Source organism: Stutzerimonas kunmingensis (assembly GCF_900114065.1).
In the GTDB taxonomy this organism is placed as follows: domain Bacteria; phylum Pseudomonadota; class Gammaproteobacteria; order Pseudomonadales; family Pseudomonadaceae; genus Stutzerimonas; species Stutzerimonas kunmingensis.
Window position 1 is genome coordinate 21,260 of the sequence record NZ_FORS01000009.1, and the last position, 15,029, is coordinate 36,288.

At 63.2% G+C, this 15,029-nt stretch carries 12 protein-coding genes and 1 pseudogene; 8 read left to right on the forward strand and 5 right to left on the reverse strand.

Annotated elements, in window-relative coordinates; genetic code table 11:
* Window positions 1-47: 47 nt before the first annotated feature.
* From atpG to glmS, 6 genes are all read left to right on the forward strand, one after another.
* Window positions 48-914, forward strand: coding sequence for a F0F1 ATP synthase subunit gamma (gene atpG / locus BM275_RS18205; RefSeq protein ID WP_014822269.1), 867 nt, complete (start codon window positions 48-50; stop codon window positions 912-914).
* Between the two features lie 30 nt (window positions 915-944).
* Window positions 945-2,321: a F0F1 ATP synthase subunit beta gene (gene atpD, locus BM275_RS18210; RefSeq protein ID WP_003303688.1), complete on the forward strand. Its 1,377-nt coding sequence runs from the start codon at window positions 945-947 to the stop codon at window positions 2,319-2,321.
* A 74-nt stretch (window positions 2,322-2,395) separates the two neighbouring features.
* Entirely contained in the window at window positions 2,396-2,824 is a 429-nt protein-coding gene (locus BM275_RS18215; protein ID WP_003303687.1) for a F0F1 ATP synthase subunit epsilon, read from the forward strand.
* A 142-nt stretch (window positions 2,825-2,966) separates the two neighbouring features.
* Window positions 2,967-4,328: a bifunctional UDP-N-acetylglucosamine diphosphorylase/glucosamine-1-phosphate N-acetyltransferase GlmU gene (glmU, locus tag BM275_RS18220; protein WP_090522763.1), complete on the forward strand. Its 1,362-nt coding sequence runs from the start codon at window positions 2,967-2,969 to the stop codon at window positions 4,326-4,328.
* A gap of 130 nt (window positions 4,329-4,458) precedes the next feature.
* The gene (locus BM275_RS18225) at window positions 4,459-5,241 is read left to right on the forward strand and encodes a DeoR/GlpR family DNA-binding transcription regulator (RefSeq protein WP_090522765.1); all 783 of its coding nucleotides are present in this window, start codon (window positions 4,459-4,461) and stop codon (window positions 5,239-5,241) included.
* Between the two features lie 2 nt (window positions 5,242-5,243).
* Window positions 5,244-7,094 (forward strand): glutamine--fructose-6-phosphate transaminase (isomerizing), encoded by a 1,851-nt coding sequence (gene glmS / locus BM275_RS18230; protein ID WP_090522767.1) that lies wholly within the window; start codon window positions 5,244-5,246, stop codon window positions 7,092-7,094.
* 67 nt (window positions 7,095-7,161) lie between these two features.
* Here the strand turns inward: glmS and BM275_RS18235 are convergent, their stop codons facing one another.
* The 4 genes and pseudogenes from BM275_RS18235 to BM275_RS18250 form a co-directional block, all read right to left on the reverse strand.
* Window positions 7,162-7,716, reverse strand: a complete 555-nt coding sequence (locus tag BM275_RS18235) for a biliverdin-producing heme oxygenase (protein WP_090522769.1) — start codon at window positions 7,714-7,716, stop codon at window positions 7,162-7,164.
* Window positions 7,709-10,103: pseudogene (locus tag BM275_RS18240) on the reverse strand (response regulator). Before BM275_RS18240 ends, BM275_RS18235 begins: the two are co-directional and overlap by 8 nt.
* 66 nt (window positions 10,104-10,169) lie before the next feature.
* Window positions 10,170-10,643: a response regulator gene (locus BM275_RS18245; RefSeq protein WP_023446463.1), complete on the reverse strand. Its 474-nt coding sequence runs from the start codon at window positions 10,641-10,643 to the stop codon at window positions 10,170-10,172.
* On the reverse strand, window positions 10,643-12,913 hold the full coding sequence (locus BM275_RS18250; protein ID WP_042924203.1) for an ATP-binding protein: 2,271 nt from the start codon (window positions 12,911-12,913) through the stop codon (window positions 10,643-10,645). Before BM275_RS18250 ends, BM275_RS18245 begins: the two co-directional genes overlap by 1 nt.
* A gap of 227 nt (window positions 12,914-13,140) precedes the next feature.
* Here BM275_RS18250 and BM275_RS18255 point away from each other — a divergent pair, with 227 nt between their 5' ends.
* Window positions 13,141-13,551, forward strand: coding sequence for an SMI1/KNR4 family protein (locus BM275_RS18255; RefSeq protein ID WP_044313777.1), 411 nt, complete (start codon window positions 13,141-13,143; stop codon window positions 13,549-13,551).
* 82 nt (window positions 13,552-13,633) lie between these two features.
* The gene (locus tag BM275_RS18260) at window positions 13,634-14,008 is read left to right on the forward strand and encodes a DUF3301 domain-containing protein (RefSeq protein ID WP_014822224.1); all 375 of its coding nucleotides are present in this window, start codon (window positions 13,634-13,636) and stop codon (window positions 14,006-14,008) included.
* Between the two features lie 4 nt (window positions 14,009-14,012).
* Here BM275_RS18260 and BM275_RS18265 read toward each other — a convergent pair whose 3' ends face one another.
* Window positions 14,013-14,981: a CobW family GTP-binding protein gene (locus tag BM275_RS18265; protein ID WP_473828331.1), complete on the reverse strand. Its 969-nt coding sequence runs from the start codon at window positions 14,979-14,981 to the stop codon at window positions 14,013-14,015.
* Between the last annotated feature and the right edge of the window lie 48 nt (window positions 14,982-15,029).

Sequence of the window (15,029 nt, forward strand, 5' to 3'; positions counted from 1 at the left end):
GCAGCGGGAGCCGTGAGGCTCCCGCCTGCTAACCCGATAGGTGTCAAATGGCAGGCGCAAAAGAGATTCGCAGCAAGATTGCGAGCATCAAAAGCACGCAGAAGATCACCAGCGCCATGGAAAAGGTGGCGGTCAGCAAGATGCGCAAGGCACAGATGCGCATGGCTGCCAGCCGCCCTTATGCGGAGCGGATCCGACAGGTAATCGGCCATCTGGCCTTTGCCAACCCGGAATACCGTCATCCGTTCATGGTAGAGCGTCCGGTCAAGCGTGTCGGCTACATCGTCGTGTCGACCGATCGTGGTCTTTGCGGTGGCCTGAACATCAACCTGTTCAAGGTCCTGATCAAGAACATGAAGGAGTGGCACGATCAGAAGGTCGAAGTCGACCTCTGCGTGATCGGCAACAAAGGCGCGAGCTTCTTCCGCAGCTTCGGCGGCAACGTCGTCGCAGCGATCGGCAACCTCGGCGAAGAGCCGTCGATCAATGATCTGATCGGCAGCGTCAAGGTCATGCTGGACGGCTTCCACAATGGCCGTATCGATCGCTTGTACCTGGTATCCAACAAGTTCATCAACACCATGACCCAGAAGCCCACGGTCGACCAACTGCTGCCGCTGGCCGCAGACGAGAACGCCGAGCCGGTCAAGAAAGGTCAGTGGGACTACCTCTACGAGCCGGACGCCCAGCAGCTGCTGGATGCTCTGCTGGTACGGTTCATCGAGTCCCAGGCCTATCAGGCGGTGGTTGAGAACGGCGCAGCCGAACAGGCCGCGCGGATGATTGCCATGAAGAACGCAACCGACAACGCCGGTGAGCTGATCGGCGACCTGCAACTGGTCTACAACAAGGCCCGTCAGGCTGCGATCACTCAGGAAATTTCGGAAATCGTCGGCGGCGCTGCCGCGGTTTAAGAACGGTTCAAATATTCAGAGGAACCAAACATGAGTAGCGGACGTATCGTTCAAATCATCGGCGCCGTTATCGACGTGGAATTTCCGCGCGATGTGGTACCGAACGTCTATGACGCGCTGAAAGTTCAAGGCGCCGAGACCACCCTGGAAGTCCAGCAGCAGCTGGGCGACGGCATTGTCCGTACCATCGCCATGGGTTCGACCGAAGGCCTCAAGCGTGGCCTGGACGTCGTCAACACCGGCACCGGTATCTCCGTACCGGTCGGCAAGCAGACCCTGGGCCGCATCATGGACGTCCTGGGTAACCCCATCGACGAAGCCGGCCCGATCGGCGAAGAAGAGCGCTGGACCATCCACCGCGCTGCTCCGTCCTACGCAGAGCAGGCTGGCGGCAACGAGCTGCTGGAAACCGGCATCAAGGTTATCGACCTGGTTTGCCCGTTCGCCAAGGGCGGTAAGGTCGGTCTGTTCGGTGGTGCCGGTGTAGGCAAGACCGTAAATATGATGGAGCTGATCCGTAACATCGCGATGGAGCACAGCGGTTACTCCGTGTTCGCCGGTGTGGGTGAGCGTACTCGTGAAGGTAATGACTTCTATCACGAGATGAAGGACTCCAACGTTCTGGACAAGGTTGCCCTGGTTTACGGCCAGATGAACGAGCCGCCGGGAAACCGTCTGCGCGTTGCACTGACCGGCCTGACCATGGCCGAGAAGTTCCGTGACGAAGGTCGTGATGTTCTGCTTTTCGTCGACAACATCTACCGCTACACCTTGGCCGGTACCGAAGTATCCGCGCTGCTGGGTCGTATGCCTTCCGCGGTAGGTTATCAGCCGACTCTGGCCGAAGAGATGGGCGTTCTACAGGAGCGCATCACCTCCACCAAGAACGGCTCGATCACCTCGGTACAGGCCGTATACGTACCTGCGGACGACCTGACCGACCCGAGCCCGGCGACCACGTTCGCCCACCTCGACGCCACCGTCGTACTGTCGCGTGACATCGCCTCCCTGGGTATCTACCCGGCGGTCGATCCGCTCGACTCGACTTCGCGTCAGCTGGATCCGCTGGTGATTGGCCAGGAGCACTACGACACCGCTCGCGGCGTTCAGTACGTGCTGCAGCGCTACAAAGAGCTGAAGGACATCATTGCGATCCTCGGTATGGACGAACTGTCCGAGACCGACAAGCAGCTGGTATCCCGCGCTCGTAAGATCCAGCGCTTCCTGTCCCAGCCGTTCTTCGTGGCCGAAGTCTTCACTGGCTCGCCAGGCAAGTACGTTCCGCTGAAGGAAACCATCCGTGGTTTCTCCGGCATCCTCAATGGCGACTACGACCATCTGCCGGAACAGGCGTTCTACATGGTCGGCAGCATCGACGAAGCCATCGAGAAAGCCAAGAAACTGTAACTGGCGCGCCCGTTCGCGGGCGCCAACCAGCCTGACCGGCAGCTGCTGGTCAGGCTGATTACCGAGGCATGAACATGGCTATGACAGTGCATTGCGACATCGTCAGTGCGGAAGAAGAGCTGTTCTCGGGGCTGGTGGAAATGGTCGTCGCCCACGGCAACCTGGGTGACATCGGCGTTCTGCCGGGTCACGCGCCGCTGCTGACTGATCTCAAGCCGGGTCCGGTTCGAGTGATCAAGCAGGGTGGTGACGAGGAGATCTTCTACATCTCCGGCGGCTTCATCGAAGTGCAGCCGAACATGGTGAAGGTTCTCGCCGATACCGCTACGCGCGCCAAGGACATCGACGAAGCTGCCGCTCAGGCTGCCGTCAAAGCTGCCGAGAAGGCCCTGCACGAGAAGGGCGCGGAGTTCGATTACGGCTCCGCCGCCGCTCGCCTGGCCGAGGCCGCAGCCCAGCTGCGAACCATCGAGGCAATGCGCAAGAAGTACGGCCGACACTGATCGGCAAGCGACTTCATCGCGCACGAGTAAAAGGGTAGCCTTGGCTACCCTTTTTCTTTTTCTGCCATTTGTCGGCGCTGATACCAGCTGCACTCTTATGTACGGGTGAGCTGACGGGCCGCTACCGCTCAGGAATCGCTTCATGTCTCTCGATATCGTCATTCTCGCCGCTGGCCAGGGCACGCGCATGCGTTCGGCGCTGCCCAAGGTTCTGCATCCGGTCGCCGGAAAATCCATGCTCGGGCACGTGATCGACACCGCGCGTGCATTGCAGCCGAAAAGCATCCAGGTGGTCATTGGCCACGGTGCCGAGCAGGTGCGCCAGCGACTGGCCGGCGATGATCTCGCCTTCGTCGTTCAGGCCGAGCAGCTGGGAACCGGCCATGCTGTAGCCCAGGCGTTGCCGAATCTGTCGGCCGAGCGCGTGCTGATCCTTTACGGTGACGTACCACTGATCGAAGCCGACACTCTGCAGCGCCTGTTGCAGAAGGTCGGGCCGGAGCAACTCGCGCTGCTGACGGTGAAGCTTGACGACCCAACCGGCTATGGACGCATCGTCCGCGACGCACGCGGCGAAGTGCGGGCTATCGTCGAGCACAAGGATGCCAGCGACGAGCAGAAGGCGATCCGCGAGGGCAATACCGGGATTCTCGCCGTACCGGGCAGCCGTATCGGCGAATGGCTGGGTCGCCTGTCCAACAGCAATGCCCAGGGCGAGTACTACCTGACTGACGTCATCGCCATGGCTGTGGCCGACGGCCTGCGCGTTGCCACCGAGCAGCCGCTGGACGCCATGGAAGTGCAAGGTGCCAACGACCGTATCCAGCTGGCCGAGCTGGAACGCCATTACCAGCAGCGTGCCGCTCGTCGTTTGATGGCCCGGGGTGTGACGCTGCGCGACCCGGCGCGTTTCGATCTGCGTGGCGAGGTGGAGGTCGGGCGAGACGTGCTGATCGACGTGAATGTGGTGCTCGAAGGCACGGTGGTCATCGAAGACGACGTGCAGATCGGACCGAACTGCGTGATCAAGGACAGCACGTTGCGTCGCGGTGCGATCGTCAAGGCCAACTCCCATCTTGAGGGTGCGGTAGTCGGCGAGAGTGCCGATTGCGGCCCGTTCGCGCGGCTGCGTCCAGGCAGCGTGCTCGGCGCCAAGGCGCATGTCGGCAACTTCGTCGAGCTGAAGAACGCGACCCTCGGCGATGGCGCCAAGGCCGGGCATCTCAGCTACCTCGGTGACGCCGAGATCGGCGCGCGGACCAACATCGGTGCCGGTACCATCACTTGCAACTACGATGGCGCCAACAAATTCAGGACTGTGATGGGCGAGGACGTTTTCATCGGCTCCAACAGTTCGCTGGTTGCACCGCTGAATCTTGGTGATGGCGCAACGACCGGCGCCGGTTCGACGATCACCGAGGACGTGCCGGCCCATACCCTGGGCCTCGGCCGCGGTCGCCAGCGCAATATCGAAGGCTGGCAGCGACCGAAGAAGCAGTCGTAGATCCGCGTTCGGCGCGGGATGCCGGCCTGCTTCCCACTGTTGGTGGGTGACGCCGGATCGCCAGCAGCTTGCAGCCCGTAAGCACTTATGTTTTGATTCGCGCCGTTATCTTTCGAATCGAAACATATCTATGTCGAAGCGCAACACTCCACAACGTCGCCACGCGATCCTCGCCTTGCTCAACGAGCTCGGCGAGGTCAGTGTGGACGAGCTGTCGCGGCGCTTTGAAACCTCGGAAGTCACCATCCGCAAGGACCTCGCCGCACTCGAGAAGAATGGCCTGCTGCTGCGCCGTTACGGCGGGGCGGTACAGTTGCCTCAGGAGCTGATCGGCGACAGCGTGCAGCCCGTTTCGCCCTGGAAGCAGGCGATCGCCCGTGCTGCGGTTGGCTGCATCCGCGAGCACGCGCGGATCATCATCGACAGCGGCACCACCACGGCGGCGATGATTCCTCAGCTCGGCCACAAGCACGGGCTGGTGGTGATGACCAATTCGCTGAACGTGGTCAATGCGCTGCGCGAGCTGGAGCATGAACCGGTGCTGCTGATGACCGGCGGCACTTGGGATCCACATTCGGAATCCTTTCAGGGCCAGGTCGCCGAGCAGGTGCTGCGCTCCTATGACTTCGACCAACTGTTCATCGGTGCCGATGGCATCGATCTGGAGCGGGGCACCACCACCTTTAACGAACTGCTAGGGTTGTCCCGAGTGATGGCCGACGTCGCGCGGGAAGTCATCGTGCTCGCCGAGGCCGACAAGATCGGTCGGCGCATCCCCAATCTTGAGCTGCCCTGGAGCAGCGTGCACACCCTGATTACCGATGAGCGCCTCAGCGACGAGGCGCGCAGCAGCATCCTGGCCCGCGGCGTCAAACTGATCTGCGTGGCCGTCGAAACCAATCTGGAGACCTGAGCATGTGTGGCATTGTTGGCGCCGTCGCCGAACGCAACATCACCGCGATCCTTCTCGAGGGCCTCAAGCGCCTGGAATACCGTGGCTATGACAGTGCCGGCGTTGCCGTGCTGGACGAGAACGGCACACTCGAGCGTCTGCGCCGTAATGGCAAGGTCGCCGAACTGGAGCAGGCTCAGCAACACACGCAGCTGGCCGGCCGCCTAGGCATTGCGCATACCCGCTGGGCAACCCATGGCGCGCCCTGCGAGCGCAATGCCCATCCGCATTTCTCCGGTGATGATCTGGCCGTGGTGCACAACGGCATCATCGAGAACCACGAGGCGCTGCGGGCTCAGCTCAAGGAGATGGGTTACGTATTCGTCTCGGATACCGACACCGAAGTCATCGTGCACCTGCTGCACCACAAGCTCGATTCGCTCGGCGACCTCACCGCTGCGCTGAAGGCGGCAGTCAAGGAACTGCATGGCGCCTACGGACTGGCGGTGATCAGTGCGCGGCAGCCGGATCGCCTGCTCGCCGCGCGCAGCGGCAGCCCGCTGGTGATCGGTCTGGGCCTGGGCGAAAACTTCCTCGCCTCGGACCAGCTGGCGCTGCGTCAGGTCACCGACCGTTTCATGTATCTGGAAGAGGGCGACATCGCGGAAATCCGCCGCGATGCGGTGCAGATCTGGGATGTCGACGGCCAGCCGGTGCAGCGCGAGGCCGTGCAGTACCACGAAGGTGCCGAGGCGGCGGACAAGGGCGAGTACCGCCACTTCATGCTCAAGGAGATTCACGAGCAGCCGAAGGTGGTGCAGCGCACGCTGGAAGGTCGGCTAGGCGATCATCAGGTGCTGGTGCAGGCGTTCGGACCGCAAGCCGCCGAGCTGTTCGCCAAAGTGCGCAATGTGCAGATCGTCGCCTGTGGCACCAGCTATCACGCCGGCATGGTCGCGCGCTACTGGCTGGAGGAACTGGCCAGCATACCCTGTCAGGTCGAGGTTGCCAGCGAATTCCGCTACCGCAAGGTGGTGGTGCAGCCGGACACCCTGTTCGTCACCATCTCCCAGTCCGGCGAGACGGCCGATTCGCTGGCAGCGCTGCGTAACGCCAAGGCGCGCTCCGAGCAGGAAGGTCGCTATCTGGCGAGCCTGGCGATCTGCAACGTCGGCATCAGTTCGCTGGTGCGCGAATCGGACCTGACCCTGCTCACCCAGGCCGGCCCGGAAATCGGCGTGGCTTCGACCAAGGCCTTCACCACCCAGCTGGTTGGTCTGCTGTTGCTGACGCTGTCGCTGGGCCAGGTCCGGGGCACGCTTTCCCCTGCGCTGGAGGCCGAACTGGTCGACGAGTTGCGCCGGCTGCCGACCCGCCTGGGCGAGGCGCTGGCGATGGATGCTACGGTGGAGAAGATTTCCGAGCACTTCGCCGAGAAGCATCACACCCTGTTCCTCGGCCGCGGCGCTCAGTACCCGGTGGCGATGGAGGGTGCGCTCAAGCTCAAGGAAATTTCCTATATCCATGCCGAGGCCTACCCGGCCGGTGAGCTCAAGCACGGCCCGCTGGCGCTGGTGGACGCCGACATGCCGGTGGTCACGGTGGCGCCGAACAACGAGTTGCTCGAGAAGCTCAAGTCTAACCTGCAGGAAGTGCGCGCCCGTGGTGGCGAGCTGATCGTCTTTGCCGATCGTGAAGCCGGGTTCGACAATGGTGAAGGGATCTTCGTGGTGAACATGCCGCATATCCACGATGTTCTTGCGCCGATCCTCTATACCCTGCCGCTGCAACTGCTGTCGTACTACGTTGCCGTGCTGCGCGGTACCGATGTCGACCAGCCACGTAACCTCGCCAAGTCCGTCACGGTGGAGTGACCGGCGAGCGCGCCAGAGAGCGTGTTGTTGTTGCGTAAAGCAAAGGCCCTGCGGGGCCTTTGTGCTTTCAGCCGTATTCGCAGTCGTGTTCCAGCGCGGCAGCTTCGGCGAACAGCGCGAAGGTCTGTTCGGCGGCGAGCAGCATCGGTTCCCAGGCGCAGCTGGCAGCATGCTGTTCGAGACGGGCGAGGAAGGCCGGCCAGAGCCTGGCGACCTCACCATGCTCGAGGTAACGAATGGGGACGGCCTGGTTGGCCTGACGTACACGCCGTGCGAGCACGCGGCCACCCAGGCGTGACCCTTCCAGCACGTAGGCGACGCCCCAGCAGCTGGCGAAATCGTTCAATGACGGTATCGACAGCGCTGCTGGAGACGGGCATTCCAGTTCGGCCAGATCGGCCCATAAGGCATGACGGCGCACCCGCATCGGCCAGTCGTCGAGCAGAGCGGTGAAACCGGCGCGCTCCAGCGCGATCTCCGCGGCGCTGAGGACCCGGCTGTGCGCACGCAGGAAGCGACGATAATCGTCTGGCTGCTCGAGGCTGAAATCCGAGAAGGCGGCATCTACTTGCTCATGCAGTGGCGCCGTGGCCTGTCTGAGGCGTGCGCGCAGCTCAGCCATCGGTCAGGCTGCCTTCGTTCAAAGCCAGATGAATCTTGCTCGCCAGCTGTTCCTCACGAAACGGCTTCTGGATCACCGAGTAGCCAGCCAAGCCCAGTTCGCACAACTCGGCGTAGCCCGTCACGAAAATCACTGGCAGCTCGGGGTGACGCACACGCGCGGCACGGGCCAACTCACCGCCGTTCATGCCTGGCATGGCGAAATCGGCCAGCAGCAGGTCGACTTCGATATCGGACGCCAGTAGTTGCAAAGCATGGGCGCCGCTTTCCGCCTCTGTCACCGCGAAGCCGAGGTCTTGCAGCATCAGCGCGGTAACCTCGCGCACGCTGTGATCGTCGTCCACCAGCAGAATGCTGTGCTGGCTGTTGTCTTCGCGCGTACCGGAGCTCAATGCCAGGGCCGGCTCCACCTGCTGTGGTGCAGCGGTGCGCGGCAGGAACACCTTGACCGTCGTACCGATGCCCTCGCGGCTTTCGATACATGCACCGCCACCGGATTGTTTGGCGAAGCCAAAGACCTGCGCCAGGCCCAATCCCGAGCCCTTGCCGACTTCCTTGGTGGTGAAGAAGGGTTCGAATGCCTTGCTCAGCACTTCCTCGCTCATGCCGGTTCCGGTATCGGTTACCGAAAGCACCACGTACTCGCCTGGGCTGGGATCTTCGGCGCGCAGTGCCGGTTCGCTGATCACCACGTTGCGCGTGCCCAGCGTCAGGCGTCCGCTGTCACCCATGGCGTCACGGGCATTGATTGCCAGGTTGAGAATGATCATCTCGATCTGGGTTGGGTCCACCAGCGCGTGCCAGATATTGGCCTGGGTATCGGTCTCGATGCTGACGCTACCGCCTAGGGTGCTTTTCAGCAGGCTGAGCAGGCTGACCAGGGTGTCGTTGAGGTCGATCGCTGCTGGCGTCAGCTGCTGGCGACGGGCGAAGGCGAGCAACTGGCTGGTCAGCGTCGCGCCGCGCTCGCCGGATTCGCGGATGTACTGCAAGCGCCGCAAGCTGGGCACCCTGCTCGAGGTCGCTCTGTAGAAAGCTGGCACTGGTCAGAATGACCGTCAGCAGGTTGTTGAAGTCATGGGCGACGCCAGCGGTCAGTTGGCCTACGGCTTCGAGGCGCTGCATCTGCTGCAGCGTGGCCTCGACACGTTCGCGTTCCTGGATCTGCGCGCGCAGCTCGCGGTTGGCTTCGGCCAGTTTGTCGACGGCGGCGATCTCGCTGGTGATGTTCCGCGCCGCGGAGTAGATACGTCCGTCATCGGCGACCACCGACCAGGACAGCCAGCGGTAACTGCCGTCGCGATGGCGCATGCGATTGACGAAGCGGTTGGTGACCTTGCCTTGGCCGACGCGGGCATTTTCTTCAAGCGTCGCCTGCAAATCGTCGGGATGCACCAACCAGGTCAGCGGGTGCTGCATGAGCTGTTCCAGCGGCCAGCCGAAAGCATGCTCCCAGATCGGGTTGAGCGCGACCGGCATCATGTCCAGGTGAGTGACCGCGAGCAGGTCGCGGGACAACTCCCAGGTGCGGTCACGCTCGCGGGTGCGCTCCTGTACCCGCTCGCCCAGAGTTTCGTTCATCTGCTTGAGGGTCTGGGTCGCCAGCTGCTGCTCGGTGATGTCCATCACCACGCCAACGAAGCGCAGGCACTGGTCGCCTTCGAAGAACGCCTGGCCGCGGGTCTCCATCCAGCGCAGGCTGCCGTCATCGAAAAGCACGCGATAGGTTGTGCAGAACTCGCCGCCGTCTTCGCCGCCGATGGCTCGGGCGATTTCCTCGCGTATCCGCTCGCGGTCCTGCGGGTGGCAGAGGCGTTCGAACAGCGGCATGTCCACCGGGTCCTGTGCGCCGATGCCGAGCATGGCCCGGCAACGCTGGTCCCAGATCAGCGTGCCGCTCTGCGGTTCGTAATCCCACATGCCCAGGCGTGCCGCGTCGATCGCCAGGCGTGCGCGTACCTCGACCTCGCGCAAAGCCTGCTTGGCCTGCAGGCGGCGGCGTCGTTCGTTGACTTCGGCCAGTGCCCGTTCCACTGCCTTGGGTAGAAAGCCGAGGTTCTGCTTGAGCACGTAGTCGACGGCGCCGGAGCGCATCATGTTGACCGCATGCTCCTCGCCGAACACGCCGGAAAGGAAGATGAAGGGTGTTTGCGGTGCCAGTCGACGCGCTTCCTGCAACGCCTGGCTGCCGGAGAAGCCTGGCAGGATGAAGTCAGCCAGGATCAGGTCGAAGGCGCGTCGCTGTAGCGCTTCCACGACGCCGGCATGGCTGTAGACCAGTTCGGTGTGCAGGGTGTAGCCACTGCGCTCCAGCGCCAGCTGGGCGAGTTCGGCGTCGTGCGGGCTGTCCTCGATGAACAGGACGCTGATGTTCTTTGACGCTGGCATATCCATCCTGTCGAGGAAGCAGGAATCATCGAAACGGCCCGCCAGGCGCGGGCCGGCAATGCTCGTTCAGTTCTTTTCGTCTTTGTTGCGCGCGCGCTTGAGTCGCAGCGAACCGGGTGGTGGCTCGTTGAGCACGGCCCAGAAGATGCCGAGGTCGGAGATTGCGGCGACAAAATCTTTGAATTCGACCGGTTTGACGACGTAAGCGTTCACCCCGAGCTCGTAGGCTTTCATCAGGTCGGGTTCTTCCCGCGACGAGGTCAGCATGACCACTGGAATGCTACGCAGCTCGGCGGTCTCGCGTACGGTCTTGAGCACTTCCAGACCGTCGACCTTGGGCAGCTTCAGGTCCAGTAGCAGCACTGCCGGATTGCCATCGGCGCGATCGGCGTAGGCGCCGGTGCGCTGCAGGTAGTTCAGCGCCTCGGCGCCGTCACGCATGATCACCACTTCATTGGCCAGCTGGCTGCGTTCCAGCGCGATCAGGGTGAGTTCCAGGTCGTGAGGGTTGTCTTCGACCAGCAGTATCGGTTTCAGCATCAGATGTCTCGGTCCAGGAGGGACGATGTGTAGGACAATTTGGGGAGTGAGAAGTAGAACGTGGCGCCCTTGTCCAGCTGGCCTTCGGCCCAGACCTGGCCATCGTGGCGCTCGATGATGCGACGCACGCTCGCCAGGCCGATGCCGGTGCCTTCGAATTCCTCCATGCGGTGCAAGCGCTGGAACACGCCGAACAGCTTGCTCGAATACTGCATGTCGAAGCCGACGCCGTTGTCGCGCACATAGACCACCACCTCGCCGGCGCGTTGCTCGGCGCCCACTTCGATGACGGCCACCTCCCGGGTGCGGCTGTACTTGACCGCATTGTCGATCAGGTTGCGCAACACCATGTGAATGAAGGCGGCATCGGCGACGACGACCGGCATTGGCAGTAGGTGCCATTCGATTTGGCGACCTTCGCAATCGGGTACCAGCTCCTCGCGAATCGAGGCAACCAATGCAGCGAGGTTGACATCCGACAGGCGCAATGCCGAACGGCCCATCTGCGAGAAGCTCAGCAGGTTGTCCACCAGCGTGCCGGCAAAGCGTGCGGCGTCGGCAATGTTGTCGAGAAAGCGCATCCCGCGTTCGCTCAACTGCTTGCTTTCCATCTCGCTGAGCAGCTCGGTGTAGCCGGCGATGTGCCGCAGCGGTGCGCGCAGGTCGTGGGACACGCTGTAGGAGAAGGCCTCCAGCTCCTTGTTGCTGGCGCGCAACTCGCCGGCCAGCTGGGCCATTTCCTCGGCTTTGCGCAAGACGATACCGAGCACCGCATTGCGCAACTCCAGCGCGCCCTCGATCACCACCTGATCCCAGGGCTGCGCATAGCCGCGCAGGGTTTCCTGCCATTGTTCGAAGCTGTGTCGCGGAGTGAGCGCACCGCTCTGACGGTCGATCTGTTTTTCCGGCTGACCGGCCCAGTTGACGGTCTTGATCTGCTCGTGGCGAAACCAGATCAGATAGTGCGCGTGCAGGCGCGAGATGGAGATGGCCATGACCCCGGCACAGCGCTCGGCGAGCGCCGGCATGCCGGGGATGTCGCGGCCGACGCAGTCACTGTGGAAGACCAGCTCGTCGCGCCGTTCGCCCAGCCACTGCGCCAGCTGCAGGATCTGTTCATGCTCCGGCGTGTCGCCGACGGTTTCGCACTTGTCGGCGGAGATGATCGCCGCGCCGTCGGCACCGGCGAACCCCAGCACCACCTCGGGGAGATGGCGGAAACCCTCGACCACGCTGTCGCGATCGGCCATCGCCGCGAGCAGGTGGACGATCTGGTGGCGCAGTTCCAGCTTGCGCTGCGCGAGGGTCTCGCTTTCCCTCGCCTCGATCTGCAGCGAGAGGATGCGGCCGAGCAGCTCGCAGGCGGTGCGGGTCTGGTAGCTGACCGCACGCGGTTCGGCATCATGGCAGGAGATCAGCCCCCAGAGGCGGTCGCGAATGACGATGGAGATCGACATCGACGCCAGCGTGCCCATGTTGCGCATGTACTGCAGATGCACCGGGGAAACGCTGCGCAATGCGGCGAAGCTCAGGTCCAGTGGCGCGCCGGAGACCGGATTGAGCGCCGGCACCAGTGGCGAGGGTTGATAGTTGGCATCCTGGATCACCCGGATCAGGTTCTCGCGATACAGCCTGCGCGCCTGCTGAGGAATGTCGGCGGCCGGGAAGCACAGCCCGAGGTAGCTTGGATAGCCGGGGTCGGCGACCTCTGCCAGCACCACGCCGTTGTCTTCGGCATCGAAGCGATAGGCTTTGACGCGGCCGAAGCCGGTGATGCGCTTGACCTCCCGAACCGCCAGTTGGCAGAGCGCTTCGAGCTCGCGGCTGTCCTGCAGCTGGGCGACGAAGGTGCGCATCAGCGGGTAGAGGGTGTCGTAGGCCTGGCCCGAGGTTTCCGCGCGTTCGAATTCGAGGATCAGCTGGCCGCGATGGCGATGGCCGAGCAGGGCGAACGCCTGGCCGGCGACACCAGTGAGACCGATGCTCACATCGCTCAGGTGAAAGGGGTTGTGGTCGTCTTCGCTCAGTGCCGTGAGACCGGCTTCGAGGCGTGCGGTGGGCAGCAGGTTCGACAGTGGCTGACCGAGTAGCGAGCGGGCGTCGATTCCGAGCCAGTGCTGAACGTTTTCACTGGCCTGCTGCACGCGCAGTTCGGGTTCGCTGACCACCAGCAGGAAGCCATGGGGCTGGATGCTACCGGGGATATGGATCGGCTCGTCGGCGCATCGGTCGATGGCCTGGAGCAATTCCTGGGCTTCGGTAGTGGTCATTGCGTGTCCTTGTTCAGGTCCGAGCGGACCAGACGTGTCTGGCAGGCACCAATGCAAATTGCTACCTAAAATTCCGCAATTGTGCGTACTGAATCGGGCAAGTCGCTGTGAAGGTCTTAACCGAGCGTTTCGCTAGGCCATGCACTTTAACGCGACAGAACTAGCTCGCCAATCCGGCGGGCTGTATAAACGGGCCTTGCCCAGGGGCATACGACAGGAGGTGGGGTGTGGAAGAAGTCATCGAACAGCTGCGCGAGCTCAACGAGCCGGTGCCGGTACCGCTGGAACTGCCCGACGACGATCTCTTGGTGGAGATCGAGGAACAGCTGTTGATCAACCTCCCGTTCGGCCTGCGCGAGTTCCTGCTTCAGGTCAGCGATGTGATTTACGGGCGCCTGGAGCCGGTCACCGCCACCGATCCGCAGTCACACACCTACCTGCCGGAAGTCGCCGCCAATGCCTGGGATGCCGGCGTGCCGCGCGATCTGATCCCGATCTGCCAGGACGGGCGCGACTACTACGTGGTCGATCTGGAAGGCGAAGTCACCCTGTGGGACGGCGACGACTGCGAGCTGACCGATGAGGAAACCTGGGAGACCGTCTGGCATTGGGCGCGCGACGTCTGGCTGGAAAGCTGAAGCGGATATACGACGGTATCGACACGGCGGCGCCGCGACGGCCTGTTAAGCTGTGCGCCCGCCGGACACTTTCCGTTACTTCATGCTGACTCTGAGCAATCTGTTTCTGTTCATGCTGCTGGCTGCCGCCGGCGCCTGGCTGTGGCACTCCCACGGTATTCGCGAGCGCGCCCTGCAGGCGGTGCGCCGGCACTGCCAGAAGCTCGATGTGGAATTGCTCGACGGCAATGTAGCCTTTCGCAAGCTGACGCTGTTGCCGGATGCACGCGGCCAGCGCCGGCTCGCGCGTATCTACGGTTTCGAGTTCACCGTCACTGGTGAGCAGCGCCACCCAGGCACCATCGTCATGTTCGGTGCGCAGGTCGGTCGTATCGAACTGGCGGCGCATCCGTTTCAGCCCGCCGACGAGCCGGGGAGGGTGATTCAATTGGACGACTGGCGCCGCCCCCGCGAATGACAGGTCATTCGTCGATAAGGCACTCGACCATGCCCTGTTGCAGTTCCGCCTGCGACTGAGGTTCGCTGAAGATCAGCTCTATCCTTGAATCCCGCCGCCATTCGCTGCTCCTGAAGACCAACGCCTGGCCGTCCAGCGCGTTGGCTGACTGCCAACCGCTGCGGCCGTGAATTACCAGCTTGGCGCGACGCCAGGGCCAGCGCGTCAGCCATTGCGAGAGCTGGCCGAGATCGAAGCGCTGGCTCGGGTGCCAGCGCCAGCCGATGCTCCAGTGCTCTGCTGTCGCCTGAACCTGGCAGATCGGCTGGCGCGGATCGAGCCACACCTGCGCCAGCGTCGCCGACCCGGAGGGCAGGGTGGTCGCGCGTGTCGGTTCACTGGCGCGTGCGCCGATACCGGGAAGCTGTTCCAGGGACAGCTGGCCTTGCGTGGTCCAGTAAAGCGGCTGCCCAGACAGCTGCTCGGCCAGTCGGGTACGGCTGGGTTGGTCCAGCGTTTCGCTCTTGTTCATCAGCAGCAGGCCGGCTTGGGCCAGGGCCTGCTGCTGGCTGTCGGGCAGGGGTTCGCCGCGGCTGAGGGCGGCGGCATCCAGTACCAGTACGGTTGGCTGGACGCTCAGCACGTTCTGCCATGGCGGTTGCCTGAGCTGCCGCAGCAATTCCGCCGGGTGGCCCAGGCCGGAGGGTTCGATCAGCAAGCGGTCTGGTTTTGCCTGACGCAGCAGGCGCGCCAGGCCGACCTGGAACGGCACGCCGTTGACACAACACAGGCAGCCGCCGGGGATCTCCGCCAGGCTGATGCCGTCTGCTTTGGTCGTCAGTAACGCGGCATCTAGCCCGATCTGGCCGAACTCGTTGATCAGCACCGCCCAGCGCTCGCCGACTGGCTTCTGATCGAGCAGATTACGGATCAGGCTGGTTTTGCCGGCGCCGAGCGGGCCGCCGATGAGATGGGTCGGGATATGTTCGAGCATGGCGGCTATGGTGCGCATTTTGCGCTGGGTCTGAAAGGGGCGGGTGGC